Genomic DNA, 15,668 nt, shown 5'->3' with positions numbered 1-15,668 from the left:
AGCAGTCGATGCTGGTTTGAGAGCGCAGATTGGAGGATGAGCATGGCCGACGAACCAGACAGCGCGGGTGTGCGCTTCCCTCCGCCCTTCGTTTATCTGGGAGCGCTGCTGTTGGGGCTGGCGGCGGAGCGGTTCGTCACCCTGCGCTCTTTAGGCATCGACTGGCGGCTGCTGGTCGCGACGGGCGCGCTGTTATTCGTTGCCGGCGCGACGATCATGCTTGCGGCGGCGGGGCTGTTCCGGCGGTTGGGCACCAATATTCCTCCGTCGCAGCCAACAACTCTCATCGCGACGACCGGTCCCTATCGGTGGACCCGCAATCCCATGTATCTCGGCATGGCACTTGTTTATGCCGGCCTTGCGATCAGCTTCGACGGGCCGATCGCCTTGGCCTTGCTCCCGTTGGTGCTGATCGCGATCCAGACGCAGGCGATCGCTCGCGAGGAGCGCTATCTCGAAGCAAAGTTCGGCGACGACTACCGCCGCTACAAGGCCGAGGTTCGCCGCTGGCTCTAACCATTCCGCCGCTGCCGCCTGGGCCTTCTGATAAACCAACACGGGCTTCCTTGCCGCGAGCTATCATATTCTGAAGGTTGCAGGCCGGTGTCACGGAAAACCGGCTGGCCGGCGGACCCCGCAGTATACCCGGCGCCTGAGGAAACGCACATGTCCAAGACCAGAGACACCGAAGACAGCTTCTGTATCTCTCGTCCGTTTGCTCTTGGCGAACCCGTAACCAAGGGCGGACAGGTCGCCACCGACCCAACGTCGGTCAATTGACGCTGGCACCCGTACAGGGTTGGAGCGTCTGCTCTCTTCAAAAGCCGCCGTTCAAGTGGCGCCTCGGGGACGACGGCTTCGTCCCACGATCCGGCGCTCGCTTCCGGCGGCAATCGACCAAGCCCGGTCGTTCTGCCGGTGCGCCTGATGTTGGGGAGCGAGTAGTTGCGGAGATGCCAATCGCGTCGCTAAACGGCCGGTAATTGTGCGAACCAGAGTCAAGTTGAACATACTGGGCGTTATCGCACTTTCGCGCTTCGGGAGCGGCGGGCGAAAAAACGGCGCGATCCGGAGGCATCGATCGCCCCCTGATGATATTCGACCCATCCCAAGCGCACAGAGGCCCATCTTCCTCCCCGGGGGTCAGACTAACCCGAGCAGAACCTGTCGGCCTACGGCTTTATATTGAACTTCCCATATTGCACATCGATGCGCGGTTCGAGCTGCCGGGCAATGGTCAGATCCACGGCTCCTTCCTTCTCCCGTCCCATCCGACTGAGAACGATGCCCCGGAGATATCGGCTTTGCGCAGTGCCGGGGGCATCATTCAACACGGCGTCAAGATCCTGCAGAGCGTCATCATAACGCGCCAGACGGAACCAGACCAGAGCTCGACTGTCCAGTGCCTGATAGGCGGAAGTGCTGAGTTCAATGGCTCTTGTGCAATCCTTCAGCGCGGTATCGATCATGACTGATCGCGTTGCCTTCACCCAGCATCGGGCGTTCAGGAGGGACGGGCTGCCCGGCTTGTCCGAAATGAGACCGTCAAGGAGCTTGAGTGCCTCCTGCGGATCGCCATATTCTCCGATCAGGTCAGCCTTGATCTGACGATAGCCATCCCGCGCGTTGCCTCCGAGCGCTATGCGCTGATCGAGCAATTCTCTGGCGCGATCCAATTTTCCGGTTTCGGCAAGCATGCTCGAAAAGGCGCTGTTGGCCTGGTCCGATGAGGGATCAAGCGACCGCGCCTTCTCGGCATCTGCCAGCGCTTCCTGCATACGCCCCAGGTCCCTCAGCACGTTAGCGCGCTTAAGATAGGTATCCACATCAGGGGCTATGGAAATGGCTTTGGTCAGGTCAGCCAGTGCCCCGGCCTTGTTTCCGATCCCGTTCCGCAGGCTGGACCTCGCAAGATAGCCGCTCGCGTCATCCGCATCTGCCTGGGCAATGGCCTGGGCAAAAATCGTTTCGATAGCCGCGACTTGGGTCGCGCCGACCGGGTCTCGCCCCTTCAGCTCCCAGCGCCGCCGCGTGTCCGCGGGAGCGACCAGCCGCGGAAGTCGTATTTGCGCAGTAGAAAGCCGATCGCGTTCGGCGGGAATGTCCTCCACCGCGATTTCCGCGCCCGTCGTGTCGAGCCGCTCATCTACGGTCACGATGCCCTTGTCGATGCTCATGCTGCGCGTCAATTCGCGCCCTGCAACCCGTTCCACAGCATTCTGCTCGCCCTCGACCGTGCAACCCTCGCCACCGTTCGGCAGGCGAAGCCGCAACCGATAACGGATGGCGTCCGGGTCTGGCGTTGCCACGGCGATGGTTGACCAGCTCGATTTGGCGCGATCGGGATTGAAAACGATGTCAGCGAGCGACCGTATGACCGGCCGCTTCATATGCCTGTCCTGCCAGGACCAGAGAGTCGTCGTCGCTCCCTTGGCGGTAAGCGTGGTCGTTCCCGCAGCCGGATCAACAGCCAGTGATACGTCGGAATATTGCCCGGTCCCTATCAGCCGGCTGAAGAACTGGGCGATGAATTCGTCGCGCTGCTTGCGATCGAGTTGTGTCGTGATCAGGTTCAGGCCCGCAGCGGACGGCCCGCGCAGGATAGCCTTCGCGCTGAAGGCACTGGGCAGATCGACGCTGGCACTCTCGTCCACATCCATTGTCAGGTCGAGGGAGGGCCGCGCCACCTTGCGCTGCACCAGCGGCATCAGGTCAGCGCCCGCTGGCCTGAGCGGCAAGGCATAGCGAAAAGGCGGCGTATCCCGCATATCCTCGATCCGGGCGCCCATGCCCGTGGCGTCCAGCCAAAGGCTTTCGCCGTTGATCACCGCGCGCACGATGACATGATCAAAGGCCCCCACGCTGGGCAGGCGATCAGAGACCAGATCGCCCATCTGGCTGTTCACCAGTACAGCCTCCGCTTCTATGCCGGCCCCGCGCAGCAGCGCCAGCAGCAGCAGAGACTTCGCCTTGCAGTCGCCATAGCGAAACGTCCAGCTGTCCTCAGGCTTCTGCGGTACATAATTGCCGCCATTCATGCCAAGGGCGAGATAGCGAACATTCTCCTGCACAATTTGCAGCGCGCGCTGCGCCCGTTCCATCGGTGAGGGAAGCGCCTTTACCTCCGCAAGCTGCCGGCTGAGTGGGCCACCCTCCCTGATCAGGCCATCAGTGGCATAAAGCGGAGCCATGACTTTGGATACGGCCTGCCAATCAGCAAAGGTCGACAGTTCCAGCAGGGGCGGATGTCGGAAACGAACTGGAGAATCGTCCGGTATGTCGGGCTGTTTGGCGATCGGCAACGGAACGAGAAGTTCAGTATATCCGCCGCTTCGCGTTGGTTTTACTGCAACGTTGCTGGCCAACACTTTCCAGCGTGCATCGGTCTTCGCATCCCACTGGACCCTGACCCTGCCAAATTTCACCCGCACCGGCGCAGGTATGAGCGGGCTCATGCTCTGGATATTTCCGGCAAGCGCAGGGTCCGACATGGTCACGGAATAGCGCAGCCTCAATATATCGCCCACCTGCAGGCCTTCGACCGGCATTGTGGCAGAGAGGAGGCCGTTCAACTGCCGTTGTTCAAGCCCCTGCTCGCGGCGCAACACGGTGAAGCTCTTGCCGCCCCCCAGAAGGTCAATCTCCTGTCCCGCCCGCAGGATTGCAAGATCGTGGATGATGAGATCGCCCTTGTCGGGCATCCATGGCAGGGTGATCGTCGCGAACTGGCCCAGCATTTCGGCCGATGCGATGCGCGTAGCGGTGTCGGAATAGGTCCAGAGCTTTTCAGCTTCGATACGCTGTTGATTGTCGAAGATCAAAAGAGCGGGCGCGTCGGCATCCGTCTTCGTCAAATCAAGTGCCGCCTTGTTTACCCAAGCGGGCGCGGGCTGATGCAACGGGGTCTCGCCAGCATGGACCGCCATTACAGGCCCAAGCAATGCAGCAATAGCCAGAAGTGGCTTTGGCATAAATACGGAATTCCCCCTATTTGGCGTATGTGTGCGCCCGGGGAAATCAAATATCGATAACAACTTGAAGACTCAAGAGGAGGAAGCCAGGTATGGGTGCCAACTGGCTGCACGCAACCCAACGCAGCATAAGTTATGCCGTTTCCGACCCATGCCGGCCATCCAGTGGCCAAATTTTCATCGCCGGCAGCAGACCTTCCGCTTTTGCGATGTTCATAATTGGTGCGTGACCGCCGCAGCCTAAGGTCCTGGCTCCTCGCAGCGACAAGGAGCTAGGCGATGTTGACAAAAGAGGTTTTCATTTGGGCTGAGTTCTGATTCAAGGCTGCTTTTTTGGGGCAGCGATGTTTCGGGGCGATTTGTCGGATGAAGAGTGGGCGGTGATCGGCGGACTTCTGCCGCCCGAACGCGGCCGGTGGGCACGGCCAGCGGGTGACAATCGCCTCTTTCTCAACGGCATGCTGCATGTTTTGCGGATAGGCTGCCCTTGGCGGGACATGCATGAACGCTATGGAAAGTGGAACTCGGTCTATGTTCGGTTCCGGCGCTGGGCCGAACAAGGCGTCTTGGACGCGCTATTGCAAACGCTGGTCGATCTGGGACTGACTGACGACTGGCAGCACATGATCGACAGCACCACGGTTCGCGGCCATGTATCGGCAGCGGGCGCTAAAGGGGGACTCATAAGGAGGCTTTTGGTCGATCACGCGGCGGCTTTACGAGCAAGGTCCACGCCCGCTGTGACAATCGCGGCCGCCCTCTTGGTTTTGTCCTCACGGGTGGGGAAGTCTCGGACTACAAGGCCGTTGACGACCTGATGGCTATGCCTGCGCCCAAGCCAAAAGCGCTGCTGGCCGACAAGGGATATGACGGCGACGATCTGCGGGCAAAACTGCTCATGACCAATATCCTGCCCATCATCCCGCCCAAGGCAAACCGCCGCGATCCTGCCCCATGCGATTTCCGGCGATATCGAGACCGCAACCGCATCGAGCGCATGTTCGGGGTCATGAAAAACCAGCGACGCATCGCCACCCGCTATGACAAGACCGCGCTCTCCTTCGCCAGCTTCCTTAACCTCGCCGCCGTGCGCCTATGGCTGAAATCTTTTGTCAACATCGCCTAGGCGAGCTTAGATTTCTGTGCCCTCTGCGAGAGTTAAAGCATCCTCCACATCAACTCCGAGGTATCGGACGTGCTTTCGATCTTCGTGTGCCCAAGCAGAATCTGGACCGCGCGGAGATATCCAGTCGCCTTGTAGATGATCGATGCCTTGGTCCGCCGTAGAGAGTGGGTACCATAGTCCTCGCTGGGCAAGCCAATTCCCGTGACCCATTCATCGACCAGGCGGGCATATTGCCTTGTGCTGATGAGGGTTACGTGATCAGTGCGGCTGGGGAATGCAAAGTCCTCCAGGGATCCACACCGCAGTTCGAGCCATTTCAGCAGGCTTGCGCGAGCATCGTCCATCAGTTCAAACTGGACTGGTCTTCCGGTCTTTTGCTGAACGACTGTAGCACGCGTTCGAATTTTCCGATCGCAAACGATATCGCTGATCCTGATTTTCGCCAGATCGCAGCCGCGCAATTTGCTATCGATAGCTAGATCGAAGAGGGCTCGATCCCGAATGCGCCCATGCTGGTCGAGAAAGAAGCGGATCGCCCAAATCTGACGGGGCTTCAACGCCCGCTTCGCGCCAACCTTGCGTCCGGCGTTCCAAGATATTCGCCCCCGGGCGGCGGGATCAAATTCTGATAATCCCATGACACGTCTCCTAGGGCCATGATGGCCGCAGGCATAACGATTCAAAATAGGCCAATCCTCCGCGGCCGATATAGACTCAACGCTTTCCCTCGAAATCTGATTTGCGAATCAGAAGAAGACTGATGCCGCTTCTGCGACACCAGCCTCCCCAATCGTCTATGACGTGCGTTTTGAAATAAATTGCGGACCAGAATAGACGCGCACAGGATTGCCGCGCTCCAGTTGTTTGTGAACAGCCCATTCTGCCTGTCGCCCTTTGGCTTGCGAATGGGCCCGCTGATCCTCGATCAACATCACCAGCTTCAGTTTCGCCAGTTTCCGATTGGCGTGCTGGGATCGTTGTTCCTGGGCGGTGGCGACGAGGCCCGTGGGGCGATGCGTTGCACGCACAGCGCTGTCGGTCTTGTTCACATGCTGGCCGCCCGGGCCACTGGCCCGCATCGCTTGATAGTCGATATCCTCCTCTCGCAAATCGGCAATCGCATCGGCTTCTGGCGCGACGCTCACGCCGACGAACCAGTTGCGACGCTTGTGATGAGTGCGGAATCGGCTTTCCCCCTTCCACAAGATCGTGCCTACACGCCTGGATGCGAAGGCGCCTGCGCCTTCGCCCGATATTCGAAGCAGGAGCGAAGACGGCAGGCCATCATGGCTTTCGACCAGTTCGCAGGCAACGCCAGCCTCCTTTGCTTCCCGCGCGAAAGCCATGGCCAACTGGGAGACGACCCAGCGGCACTCCTCCGGCCCACTGCCGGAGGTCAGATGAAGGATGATGTCGCTCATGGGCGCCTCGTTTTATAACTGAGCAAGGGACGCAGAAGCGCGATCACTCGGATCAGGCCCGCATCGTGCAGATCGCCAATCACGCCGCCTATATCCTTGTACGCCTGAGGTGCCTCCTCGAAGATCAGTCGCCGATCTTCGCAGATCACCCGACTGCCAAGGTCCGTCCGCTCCAGTTCAGCCGGTCGATAGCGACGGGACAGGCGGGCATGGGCATCCTTGCGGCTCCATTTGCGCCCCGCACCATGGGCAAGGGAATGGAGCGCAACATCGGCGCGATCAGCCAACGGCTCGACCAAATAACTGAAATCCCCGCGCGAACCGGGGATCGCGACGAGGTCCCGATCGGCCGGTGCGGCACCCTTGCGATGCAGCCATCCGCCCTGATGGGGCGTGACGCTGTTGTGGCAGATATCGAGGACGCAACGCCCCTCGAACCCCAGCTTTTCCGCGAAACGCCCGGCGATGATCCGCCGGTTGAGCATGGCCCAGTTTAGGGCCTGATCATGCCGGACGAGATAGGCGAGACCGTCCGGCTGATTGGCTTTCAATCCGGCACTCCCATTCCTGGCCGCATGCGTGGTCAGGATCGCATCCCCCGGCCCACGAGATCCGCTGTGAACCATCATCCACAACCGGTCGCGACCAAGCCCTAGTTCGTCAAAGCGCGCGGAGTCAGCGACATCCTCGATCCGTTGCAACTCGACGAAATGGTTGCCGCCGCCGATGGTACCCAGCGATGGATCGGCCATGGTCGCTGGCAAATCGGCCGCAATGAGCGCTCCTTCGCTATCCCCCTCCCAAGGCGTGTCGAGATCATGCAGCTTCCGTTCCGCCACTCCCAGCTTGAACTTGCGCAGGGCTAGGTCGGTTTCCCATAAGGCCATGCCGCATCCAATGTCGCTGCCGACCAGATGCGGATAGATATGGGTTTCCGACCAGAAGGCTGCGCCGACCGCAATACCGTTGCCGGCATGGAGGTCAGGCAGGCCAACCACGCGCCGGATGCCGTCCAGCTTCGCCGTGGCATGGAGTTGATCAACGGCGAGAGGATCGAGGCGAGCAGGATCATTCGCAATGAGGGTAATGCAGGACTGTTGCATCATGCACCGCCCTTCAATGGAGCATTGGTTTGGCACGCGCGATTGGCGGGCGGTAGCCTATGCCGAAGCTGGACATAGTCCTTCAAAAGCCCATCTTCAGGGTCCACGAAGAACGCGCGGCGCCGGAACCAGCGCCCTTCCCGTTCGAGCACCTCTCCCTCGAACATCCATTCGCCATGACGACCAATGGAGATGCGGGTGAGGACATAATCCTCCAGATGCTGGCGGACATGCATCTTCACCGTGCTACCGGTATCGAGGCCCGCGCAAATCTCGCTGAAGACCATATCCCAAGGCTTGCCACGCCTGCTGCGCAGGAAACGAACAAGCGGCGCAAGATTCTCGTTGAGGCTCTTGGTGTAAGGTGTCCCGATCTTGGCATGGCGCTTTAAGCCTATCTGCTTGATGCCCCGGGAGGCTTTTCCTTTCAGCTTTGCGGAACGTGCGTGACTCGCCCCCCAGCGCGGTCGCTCCACGATGGTCTTGAACATGTCAGCGCGCATGATCGACCTCCTTCCCGTTGGGAAAGGAAGCGGAAACGCTGACGTCGAAATGATTGAAGTTGATCTGGCCCGCGCGGCGCGGGTCAGCAATATGCGTCAGGTGAGCGAAGTCACCTGCAGGGAAATTGCCCATGCAATATCATCCTGAACATTCTGGATAAGAAGAATTTCTGGCTGGCTTGCAGGTGCTGCTCGCATGTCATTCTCCTTTCTACATTCAGGACCGGCCGGGATCGGCTGCGGGCTCAATAGTCGATTCATCATGACTTGGCAACGCGACAATATGCGCGGCCAGCCATGCTCCGCCTGACACGGAACTTGGCTGCACGTTATCGGACGACCAGCAGATGCGTCCCACCATGTTGCTGGGCGAACCCAAGTCGCCGATCCAGAAAGCGCCCGATCACGTCAATGGCCGTCAGGCTGTGCTGGCTCGGCTTGACCGTGGTAAAGCTGCCCCCGCCCGCAAGGGCAAAGGGAAGGAGTAACTGATCCGCCAGATAGGGGCCGGCAAATGCACTGGATTCCAGGAAGCCAAGCATTCGCCCGACCGCCTTCTTTGCCACGCGTTCGGCCGGCACGCCCAACTGGCCGAATCCGCTAACGATCTCGGTCCCATGCTCGAACTGCGCTTCAAGCAACAGGATATTGCCGGGGCCCTGATCGTCCGGAAGCTCGCGAGCACATGCTTCCCGCTCCGACCAGCCGAGGTCGCGGCGCACGACATTGATTTCGCGCTCTGCAATCTCGAACGGTAGGCCAGCAAACAACGCCTGGCCGCTGACGCCCATCAGGGCTCCGCGCTCTAGGCAGTCGATCGGCCGCAGCGGCGCCGGGCTGATGTCGACCTCGATCCGGCCGCCACCACGCGGGTAGAAGCCGTGACGGACAAGCCGAGCCTCCACCTTCGGCCCCATGCGATTGATGATCGGCAGGAAGCATTTCGCGATGAAGTCGAACGGCGGCGCCAGCATGTTGTGCGTGCCGCCCTCCAGCACCAGCCGCGACGGCGCATCGGCGAGCAGCAACGGCATCAGCACCGTCTGCAGGACAAGTCCCGTCGATCCTGCCGTGCCGACAGCAAAATGATATTCGCCCGGCACGACGCGGCCGGGCGTGAAGCTGAGCGCGGACGAACCGACATGAAGCCCCTCGCATTCGGCATTGCCGATGACGCACGCGGCTTCCACCGCAGTCACATGCTGGCGCATGAGCCCCGGTTTCGACCGTTTGGCGCGGACATTCTCGATGCGGACGGCCTTGCCGATAACGAGCGAAAGCGCGCACGCATTGCGCACGACCTGCCCGCCCCCTTCGCCTTCCGATCCGTCAATCGTGATCATGTGTCTACCAGTTCGAGAAAGAGGTGATCGGCTGCTGTGACGCCGTCGATATCCAGCCCCCTCTCTGGCAACTCGCCCGCACGCGCTAGTTCTTCGCGGATCAAGTCGTCCAGAGCAGGCACACGGGTTACATTGCTCAGTTCATTGCTCTGCCGTTTGGCCTCGACCAGCTTCGCCACTTCATCCCGCATGCAGTCAGGCAGTGCGCTCAATTCGACAAGAGCCTGAAGATTCATTGGCGGACGCACATTCCCATTGAGCCTCATGCAACGGATCGCGAGTGCTGGACGAAGGGCATAGAAATACCGCTTCACCGGCACGTCTCCGTGATCCTCCAGCCAGCGTTCAGCCGCATTGCGGCCAAGGTTGGCATAATGATGGGCAAGACCCGGCGCATCCAACAGTTGGTCCGCCAACGCGGCCAGCGGGGCCACGGCCGAATGAACGGGTCGATAGCGGATCGGGCTTTCAATCCATTCGCTGACCACCGCGTTCGACTTGAGAAGGAGACCCAGCGCCTTGCGTATGTCCCATCCGTTCAGATCGATGTCGTCCTCGATCGGCGTCTCGATCACATCACGTCCCGGTTTCAGCGAAAGATACCATGCGCGCGGCCGCACATAGATGAAGCGCACGTCATAATCGCTGTCGGGCGAGGGGAAGCCCCATGCGCGTGAACCGGACTCGACCGCCAGCAAGATCCGCACATCATGCGCCTCTTCAATGGCGGTCAGCCGCGTCTCGATCTCGCGCCGAACGGCCAGGGCAATGCTCTGATTGGTGACGGTCTGCATGATGATTCTCATTTGGAAGCAGTGCGCGCCAAAGGTTCAGCCTTTGACGCACACCACCTGTTTCAACGTATGGACGATCTCCACCAGATCGGCCTGGGCGGCCATCACGGCTTCGATCGGCTTGTAGGCCTTGGGCGTTTCGTCGATGACGCTCTCATCCTTGCGGCACTCGACGCCCGCGGTATCGGCGATATGATCGTCGAGCGAGACCAACTTTTTGGCCTGGGTCCGGGACATCACGCGTCCCGCGCCATGGCTGCAGCTCTCGAACGATTCCGCATTGCCGAGACCACGCACGATAAACGATTTCGCGCCCATCGAGCCCGGGATGATGCCCATCGTGCCCCTCGCCGCGCGCACCGCACCCTTGCGGGTCACGAGCACATTCTGGCCGAAATGGTTCTCCCGCGTCACATAGTTGTGATGGCAGTTCACCGCTTCGAGCTCGGCGTCGAAAGGCTTGGCGATCTGGCCGCGAAGCGCCCGGATCACATTGGTCATCATCATCCTGCGGTTCAGCGCCGCGAAGTCCTGCGCCCACTCGACCGCCTCGACATAGTCGTCGAAATGGTCGGTCCCTTCCGGGAAGTAGGCCAGATCCTCGTCGGGCAGGTTGATGAACCACTTACGCATGTCCTGCCTGGCCAGTTCGATGAAGAACGTGCCGATCGCATTCCCCACGCCGCGCGAGCCTGAGTGGAGCATAATCCACACGCGCTGCTCGGTATCGAGGCACAACTCGATGAAGTGGTTACCCGTCCCCAGCGTCCCCAAATGGGTAAGCTGGTTGGTATTCTTGAAACGCGGATACTTCTCCGTGATGCGATCGAACCGCTCAACGAGAGTCGCCCAGGCCGACACGATCTCGGCTGGCGGATCGCCCCACGAGCCATGATCGCGCTGTCCACGGCCTACCGAACGGCCATGCGGCACCGCCCGCTCGATCGCCGAACGAATGCCTTCCAGATTGTCCGGAAGATCGCTCGCCATCAGCGATGTGCGCGCTGCCATCATGCCGCAGCCAATGTCTACACCCACGGCGGCCGGGATCACAGCGCCCTTGGTTGGGATCACTGAACCAACGGTCGCGCCGATGCCGACATGCACATCGGGCATGGCCGCCACATGCTTGAAGACGAAGGGCATCTGCGCCGCCTTGCGGAGCTGCTCGTGCGCCTTCTCGTCGACCGGCACGCCGCGCGTCCACAGTTTGATCGGCTTGCCGCCCTCGACGTGCTGAATATCGTAAGTCCTGCTCTCGGTCATTTCGACCTCCCTTATCTATTCATGGTGCCGGCGACGAGTTTTGGCGAGACATCCCGGAGCATCCTGGCCGGATTGCTCCGGAGCAGATTCGAACCGCTCGGCCTTTCGGCCTTACCCGTGTAGTCCCGCCGGCATTCGCCAGCTCAAATTTCGGTGCCATGGCGACGAGGTTTTGACAGACTTCTCTCCGTCCTTGCGGACGGTCCCTGTGCTACCGTTACACTACGGACCGATTGGGCGGTCCGGCGGGATTCGAACCCGCACCTGGGGCGTGATAGGCCATGTAGTCCGTCAGGCATTCGCCATGGTTTTTGTGTTCCCGGTCACGGCGACGAGAAGTGAGAAAGACCGTCCCGAGGGACTGGCGCTCTAACCGGCTGAGCTACGAGCCCGAACGCATCGAAGGCCCGGCGGGACTTGAACCCGCGACAACCACATTACCAATGTAGTCCTTCTCGGCATTCGCCGTGATAATTCAAAGCGGGTCGTGACGACGAGGTTCGGCAAGACGCGGCCCTTAAGCTACGTATCGGCGGCGGGGTTCGAACCCGCATCTCCCTTCGGCACAACTGCCTTCCGGGTGCTTTACTCGTCGGGCCTCGTGGTTTGGAGACATGTAGTCCTGCCAGCATTCGCCACGACCCTGTTCGTTCAGACCTCGACTTGTTCGACGATGCTCACCCAGTCGCGCGTTTCGCCGGAGACAAAGCGCGCAATCGTGTCGAACACCGCGTCGGAGAAGCCCCCGACATTCAGGATTTCCGGTCGCCCGGTTGCCTGCGTGGTGCCGTAGGGCGAGATGTCGATGCAGACGAGCTTGGCCTGCGGATTACGCTTCACCAGTTTCGTCCACTCCTGCATCGTCGCCGTCGAGCCGTTCCGCGTCGCATCGACCCAGGACTCATTGTCCGAGACGATGACGACCAGATCGACCGCCGCCTTCTCCTTGTTGAGGAGAGCGAGCGGCGCCGAGACGTTCGTTCCGCCACCACCGACCGCCGCCAGCTTCGCGGCATTCGCCGCGACCCGGTCGGAGGCCTTCAGCGTCACTGGCACGACCGCCTGCTCGAACGGGATGACCCGCGCTTCACGGTTGGAGCGCAGCATCGCCGCCGCGACCAGGGCGGCGACATCGATGCAGCGCACCTTGGACGACGCACCCTTGCGGTAGCCCGTCACCGGCGATTGCATCGACCCCGACACGTCGGGGCAGACGACCACGCGACCCGGCACCGTTGGCACGCCTCGGAGCGACAGCTCCAGCGCCTCCTCCAGCGCCGCCTGCACCTTGAGCGGCACGCCGTCACCGACCTGGCCCAGCGCCATCATCAGCTGATAGGGCATGGGCCGCACGGCGCGGAGCGCGTCGCGGTCGGTGAGCCGGGCCGCTACCTGATCGGTGAACCCCTCCACACCGAACGCACCATTGCGCGCCAGCGTGTTGAGATTCATCCGCAGCGCCTGCCAGCCCATGCGGCCGGCAAGCGCCGCCCACTGTTCCGCGCTCAGCGGATAAGCGGTCAGCCACTCGAACGGCACCTGCGGCAGCGGCAGCGTGCGATCCTGCTTCCAGGCTTCGAACGCGGCGATCTCGGCGGGTAGAGCGGCAACGTCATAGGGACGGCCGATCAGCCAGCCATAGAAAGCCTTGCGCTCCGCATCCGCGGGGCGCGGGTGGACCATCTTGACGATGTCCGCCAGGCTCGGCGCACTGCCGGTCGCAGCCTGAATCAGGTCGCGGATCAACGCCTGCTCCAGCCACCGCTGGACCAGCCGCTTCGGCCGCGTGCCGAGCGACGTCCGCCCGACCTGCCCCGAGCGCATGATCTGCACGAAGCTGCGCAACATGCGGCCGTTGTTCACGACCTTGCCAAAGACCCGGACCGCGAGGTCAGGATCCGCAACCGTCAGATAGGCCGCCAGCAAGGCCGGTATGTCCTTCATCGCACTGGACGTGCGGGCATAGATCGCGGCCTGCGCCACGAAAGTCGGATCGACCGCGCGGGCCGCATCCAGCACATCGGCAAGCTGCGTCTCCGCCGCACCGTAGAAATTGTCGGCCAGTGTACCGGTCGCTGCCAACTGGGCGAGCTTCGCCTTCGGCCCATAGGCGTAGGCCGGCGCGCCCTCCCGGTTCAGCGCGTCGGTGCGCGGCAACAGCTTCGCCACGGCGCTCGCAAAAAGTCCCTTGTTGGCCATCGTCCAACTCCTCATCTGGTCAGGGCGGCAGGATTTGAACCTGCGGCCTCCTGCTCCCAAGGCAGGCGCTCTGCGCAGACTGAGCTACGCCCTGTGAATTTCCGATCCTTGGGGCGGCCAGCCCATTCCGACCGCCCCAGTTCCGCCTGCCGACCGAGTAATCCGCCTCTGCCGACACAAATCCAGATTGCAGGAGGTGTGCCAATCCGCAGATTGAGACGAAGGAAAATCACATACCATTGATATATAGTAATTTATTTTCCGGCCTGGCGATACGCCTCGCTTGACGGCGATCAAATTTCATATCGCAAAGGATATATTTTTATCCTATAGTATAAGAATGAAACCTCTCACCGTCATCGGATTCCTGGGCTCGACGCTCGATGCAAGCAAATTCGGGCCTTCACGCTGGAACAAGTGGCGACCGACGGTCGCGCTCACGATGCACGAAGATTTGCGGGTCGATCGGTTGGTGCTGCTCCACGGCACCGCTCACCGGCGCCTTGCCGAATATGTTGCGGAGGATGTCGCCTCGGTCTCACCGGAGACCCAGGTTGACATGCGCGTGCTCGACTTCCGCGATCCGTGGGATTTTGAGGAAGTCTATGGAAAGCTGCTCGACTTCGCACGCGCGGAGCCGTTCGACCCGGACGAGCAGGACTATCTCCTCCACATCACCACTGGCACCCATGTCGCACAGATCTGCCTCTTCCTGCTGACCGAGGCCCGCTATTTGCCGGGGCGCCTGCTCCAGACCCAACCGGCCAAGCGCGCCGAGGATGGCGGAGCGCCCGGCCGCTGGAGCATCATCGACCTCGACCTGTCGCGCTATGACAGCATCGCCACCCGTTTTGCCGTTGCGAGCGCGGAGAGTACCTCATTCCTCAAATCCGGCATCGATACGCGCAACGCCGCCTTCAACTGCATGATCGACGAGATCGAGCAGGTCGCGCTGCGGTCCCGCGCGCCCGTACTGCTCATGGGGCCGACGGGCGCGGGCAAGAGCCAGCTTGCGCGGCGGATCTATGAGCTGAAGAAGGCCAAGCACCAGATCGCCGGCTCGTTCGTGGAAGTGAACTGCGCGACGCTGAAGGGCGATAGCGCGATGTCGGCACTGTTTGGCCACCGCAAGGGTGCCTTCACCGGCGCAGTCGCCGACCGGCCGGGCCTGCTTCGCTCTGCCGACAAGGGCATGTTGTTCCTCGACGAGATCGGCGAACTGGGCCTCGACGAGCAGGCGATGATCCTGCGCGCCATCGAGGACAAGCGCTTCCTCCCCGTCGGTGCGGACAAGGAGGTCGCGTCGGACTTCCAGCTGATCGCCGGCACCAACCGTGATCTGGGCGAAGCAGTGGCATCGGGTGCCTTCCGCGACGATCTGTACGCACGTCTCAACCTGTGGACTTTTCGCCTGCCCGGCCTCTCTGAGCGGCGCGAGGATATCGAGCCCAATCTCGACTATGAATTGGATCGGTTCGCCGAGCGCGAAGGCGATCAGGCCAGTTTCAACAAGGAAGCACGCCAGCGCTATCTGGCCTTCGCGACGTCCGGAGAGGCAAGCTGGCCGGGCAATTTCCGTGACCTTGCCGCTAGCGTGACGCGAATGGCGACGCTCAGCCCGAAAGGACGAATTGATGTGAACTGCGTCGACAAAGAAATCGAGCGGCTGCGGCGGCTATGGTCAGGTCAGGCTGATAACGCCGTAGACATTCTGCCCGAGATATTGAGCGACGAGCAGATTGTCGAACTCGACCTGTTCGATCGCGTCCAACTCGCCGAGACAATCCGGGTATGTCGCGCTAGCCGTTCGCTTTCGGAAGCAGGGCGAACCCTCTTCAGCGCCTCGCGCGCGCGCCGCAGCAGCTCGAATGATGCGGATCGCTTGCGAAAATATCTGGCACGGTTCGACTTAGAATGGTCGGTGGTGAACGACTTAAGATGA

General features: G+C 61.2%; 11 protein-coding genes, 1 tRNA gene and 2 pseudogenes. 3 read left to right on the top strand and 11 right to left on the bottom strand.

The genetic code is table 11. The features are described from left to right. Positions 1-42: 42 nt before the first annotated feature. Positions 43-516 (top strand): methyltransferase family protein, encoded by a 474-nt coding sequence (locus tag ACN9MX_RS00675; protein ID WP_426387214.1) that lies wholly within the window; start codon positions 43-45, stop codon positions 514-516. Between the two features lie 656 nt (positions 517-1,172). Here the strand turns inward: ACN9MX_RS00675 and ACN9MX_RS00670 are convergent. Continuing rightward, positions 1,173-3,854 (bottom strand): DUF3857 domain-containing protein, encoded by a 2,682-nt coding sequence (locus ACN9MX_RS00670; RefSeq protein WP_363827947.1) that lies wholly within the window; start codon positions 3,852-3,854, stop codon positions 1,173-1,175. A 461-nt stretch (positions 3,855-4,315) separates the two neighbouring features. On the opposite strand from ACN9MX_RS00670, the pseudogene ACN9MX_RS00665 reads away from it, so the two are divergent. Further along, positions 4,316-5,097, top strand: a pseudogene (locus ACN9MX_RS00665) (IS5 family transposase). Positions 5,098-5,103: 6 nt separating this feature from the next. Here the strand turns inward: ACN9MX_RS00665 and ACN9MX_RS00660 are convergent. From ACN9MX_RS00660 to ACN9MX_RS00615, 10 genes and pseudogenes are all read right to left on the bottom strand, one after another. Beyond that, positions 5,104-5,735 (bottom strand): annotated as a pseudogene (locus tag ACN9MX_RS00660) (tyrosine-type recombinase/integrase). 156 nt (positions 5,736-5,891) lie between these two features. Then, entirely contained in the window at positions 5,892-6,518 is a 627-nt protein-coding gene (gene prfH / locus ACN9MX_RS00655) for a peptide chain release factor H (protein ID WP_363828087.1), read from the bottom strand. After that, positions 6,515-7,624: an RNA ligase RtcB family protein gene (locus ACN9MX_RS00650; RefSeq protein WP_363828090.1), complete on the bottom strand. Its 1,110-nt coding sequence runs from the start codon at positions 7,622-7,624 to the stop codon at positions 6,515-6,517. Before ACN9MX_RS00650 ends, prfH begins: the two co-directional genes overlap by 4 nt. Further along, complete coding sequence (locus tag ACN9MX_RS00645) at positions 7,621-8,112, bottom strand: hypothetical protein (protein ID WP_426387213.1); 492 nt, start codon at positions 8,110-8,112, stop codon at positions 7,621-7,623. Before ACN9MX_RS00645 ends, ACN9MX_RS00650 begins: the two co-directional genes overlap by 4 nt. A gap of 1 nt (position 8,113) precedes the next feature. Further along, a complete protein-coding gene (locus tag ACN9MX_RS00640; protein WP_363828092.1) occupies positions 8,114-8,257 on the bottom strand; it encodes a hypothetical protein in 144 nt (47 codons plus the stop codon). Positions 8,258-8,453: 196 nt separating this feature from the next. Next, a complete protein-coding gene (gene rtcA, locus ACN9MX_RS00635) occupies positions 8,454-9,467 on the bottom strand; it encodes an RNA 3'-terminal phosphate cyclase (RefSeq protein WP_363828094.1) in 1,014 nt (337 codons plus the stop codon). Further along, positions 9,464-10,261 carry a nucleotidyltransferase domain-containing protein gene (locus tag ACN9MX_RS00630; protein WP_363828097.1) on the bottom strand — a complete coding sequence of 266 codons (798 nt, stop codon included), beginning with the start codon at positions 10,259-10,261 and terminating at the stop codon, positions 9,464-9,466. Before ACN9MX_RS00630 ends, rtcA begins: the two co-directional genes overlap by 4 nt. 36 nt (positions 10,262-10,297) lie before the next feature. Continuing rightward, on the bottom strand, positions 10,298-11,527 hold the full coding sequence (locus tag ACN9MX_RS00625) for an RtcB family protein (protein ID WP_363828100.1): 1,230 nt from the start codon (positions 11,525-11,527) through the stop codon (positions 10,298-10,300). A 651-nt stretch (positions 11,528-12,178) separates the two neighbouring features. Further along, entirely contained in the window at positions 12,179-13,726 is a 1,548-nt protein-coding gene (locus ACN9MX_RS00620) for an RNA-binding protein (protein WP_363828103.1), read from the bottom strand. Between the two features lie 16 nt (positions 13,727-13,742). Next, positions 13,743-13,820: transfer RNA gene (locus tag ACN9MX_RS00615), tRNA-Pro, on the bottom strand. A gap of 246 nt (positions 13,821-14,066) precedes the next feature. Here ACN9MX_RS00615 and rtcR point away from each other — a divergent pair. Continuing rightward, positions 14,067-15,668: an RNA repair transcriptional activator RtcR gene (gene rtcR, locus ACN9MX_RS00610; protein ID WP_363735769.1), complete on the top strand. Its 1,602-nt coding sequence runs from the start codon at positions 14,067-14,069 to the stop codon at positions 15,666-15,668.

This window comes from Sphingobium sp. R-21, assembly GCF_049913335.1.
Taxonomy (GTDB): domain Bacteria; phylum Pseudomonadota; class Alphaproteobacteria; order Sphingomonadales; family Sphingomonadaceae; genus Sphingobium.
This window is presented reverse-complemented; position numbering and strand designations above follow the sequence as displayed.

Bases quoted from the DNA above. Each gene is read 5' to 3' on its own strand.
- ACN9MX_RS00675 (WP_426387214.1), top strand. From the start codon at position 43: ATGGCCGACGAACCAGACAGCGCGGGTGTGCGCTTCCCTCCGCCCTTC.
- ACN9MX_RS00640 (WP_363828092.1), bottom strand. From the start codon at position 8,257: ATGGGCAATTTCCCTGCAGGTGACTTCGCTCACCTGACGCATATTGCT.
- ACN9MX_RS00630 (WP_363828097.1), bottom strand. From the start codon at position 10,261: ATGCAGACCGTCACCAATCAGAGCATTGCCCTGGCCGTTCGGCGCGAG.
- ACN9MX_RS00620 (WP_363828103.1), bottom strand. From the start codon at position 13,726: ATGGCCAACAAGGGACTTTTTGCGAGCGCCGTGGCGAAGCTGTTGCCG.
- rtcA (WP_363828094.1), bottom strand. From the start codon at position 9,467: ATGATCACGATTGACGGATCGGAAGGCGAAGGGGGCGGGCAGGTCGTG.
- ACN9MX_RS00625 (WP_363828100.1), bottom strand. From the start codon at position 11,527: ATGACCGAGAGCAGGACTTACGATATTCAGCACGTCGAGGGCGGCAAG.
- prfH (WP_363828087.1), bottom strand. From the start codon at position 6,518: ATGAGCGACATCATCCTTCATCTGACCTCCGGCAGTGGGCCGGAGGAG.
- ACN9MX_RS00650 (WP_363828090.1), bottom strand. From the start codon at position 7,624: ATGATGCAACAGTCCTGCATTACCCTCATTGCGAATGATCCTGCTCGC.
- rtcR (WP_363735769.1), top strand. From the start codon at position 14,067: ATGAAACCTCTCACCGTCATCGGATTCCTGGGCTCGACGCTCGATGCA.
- ACN9MX_RS00645 (WP_426387213.1), bottom strand. From the start codon at position 8,112: ATGTTCAAGACCATCGTGGAGCGACCGCGCTGGGGGGCGAGTCACGCA.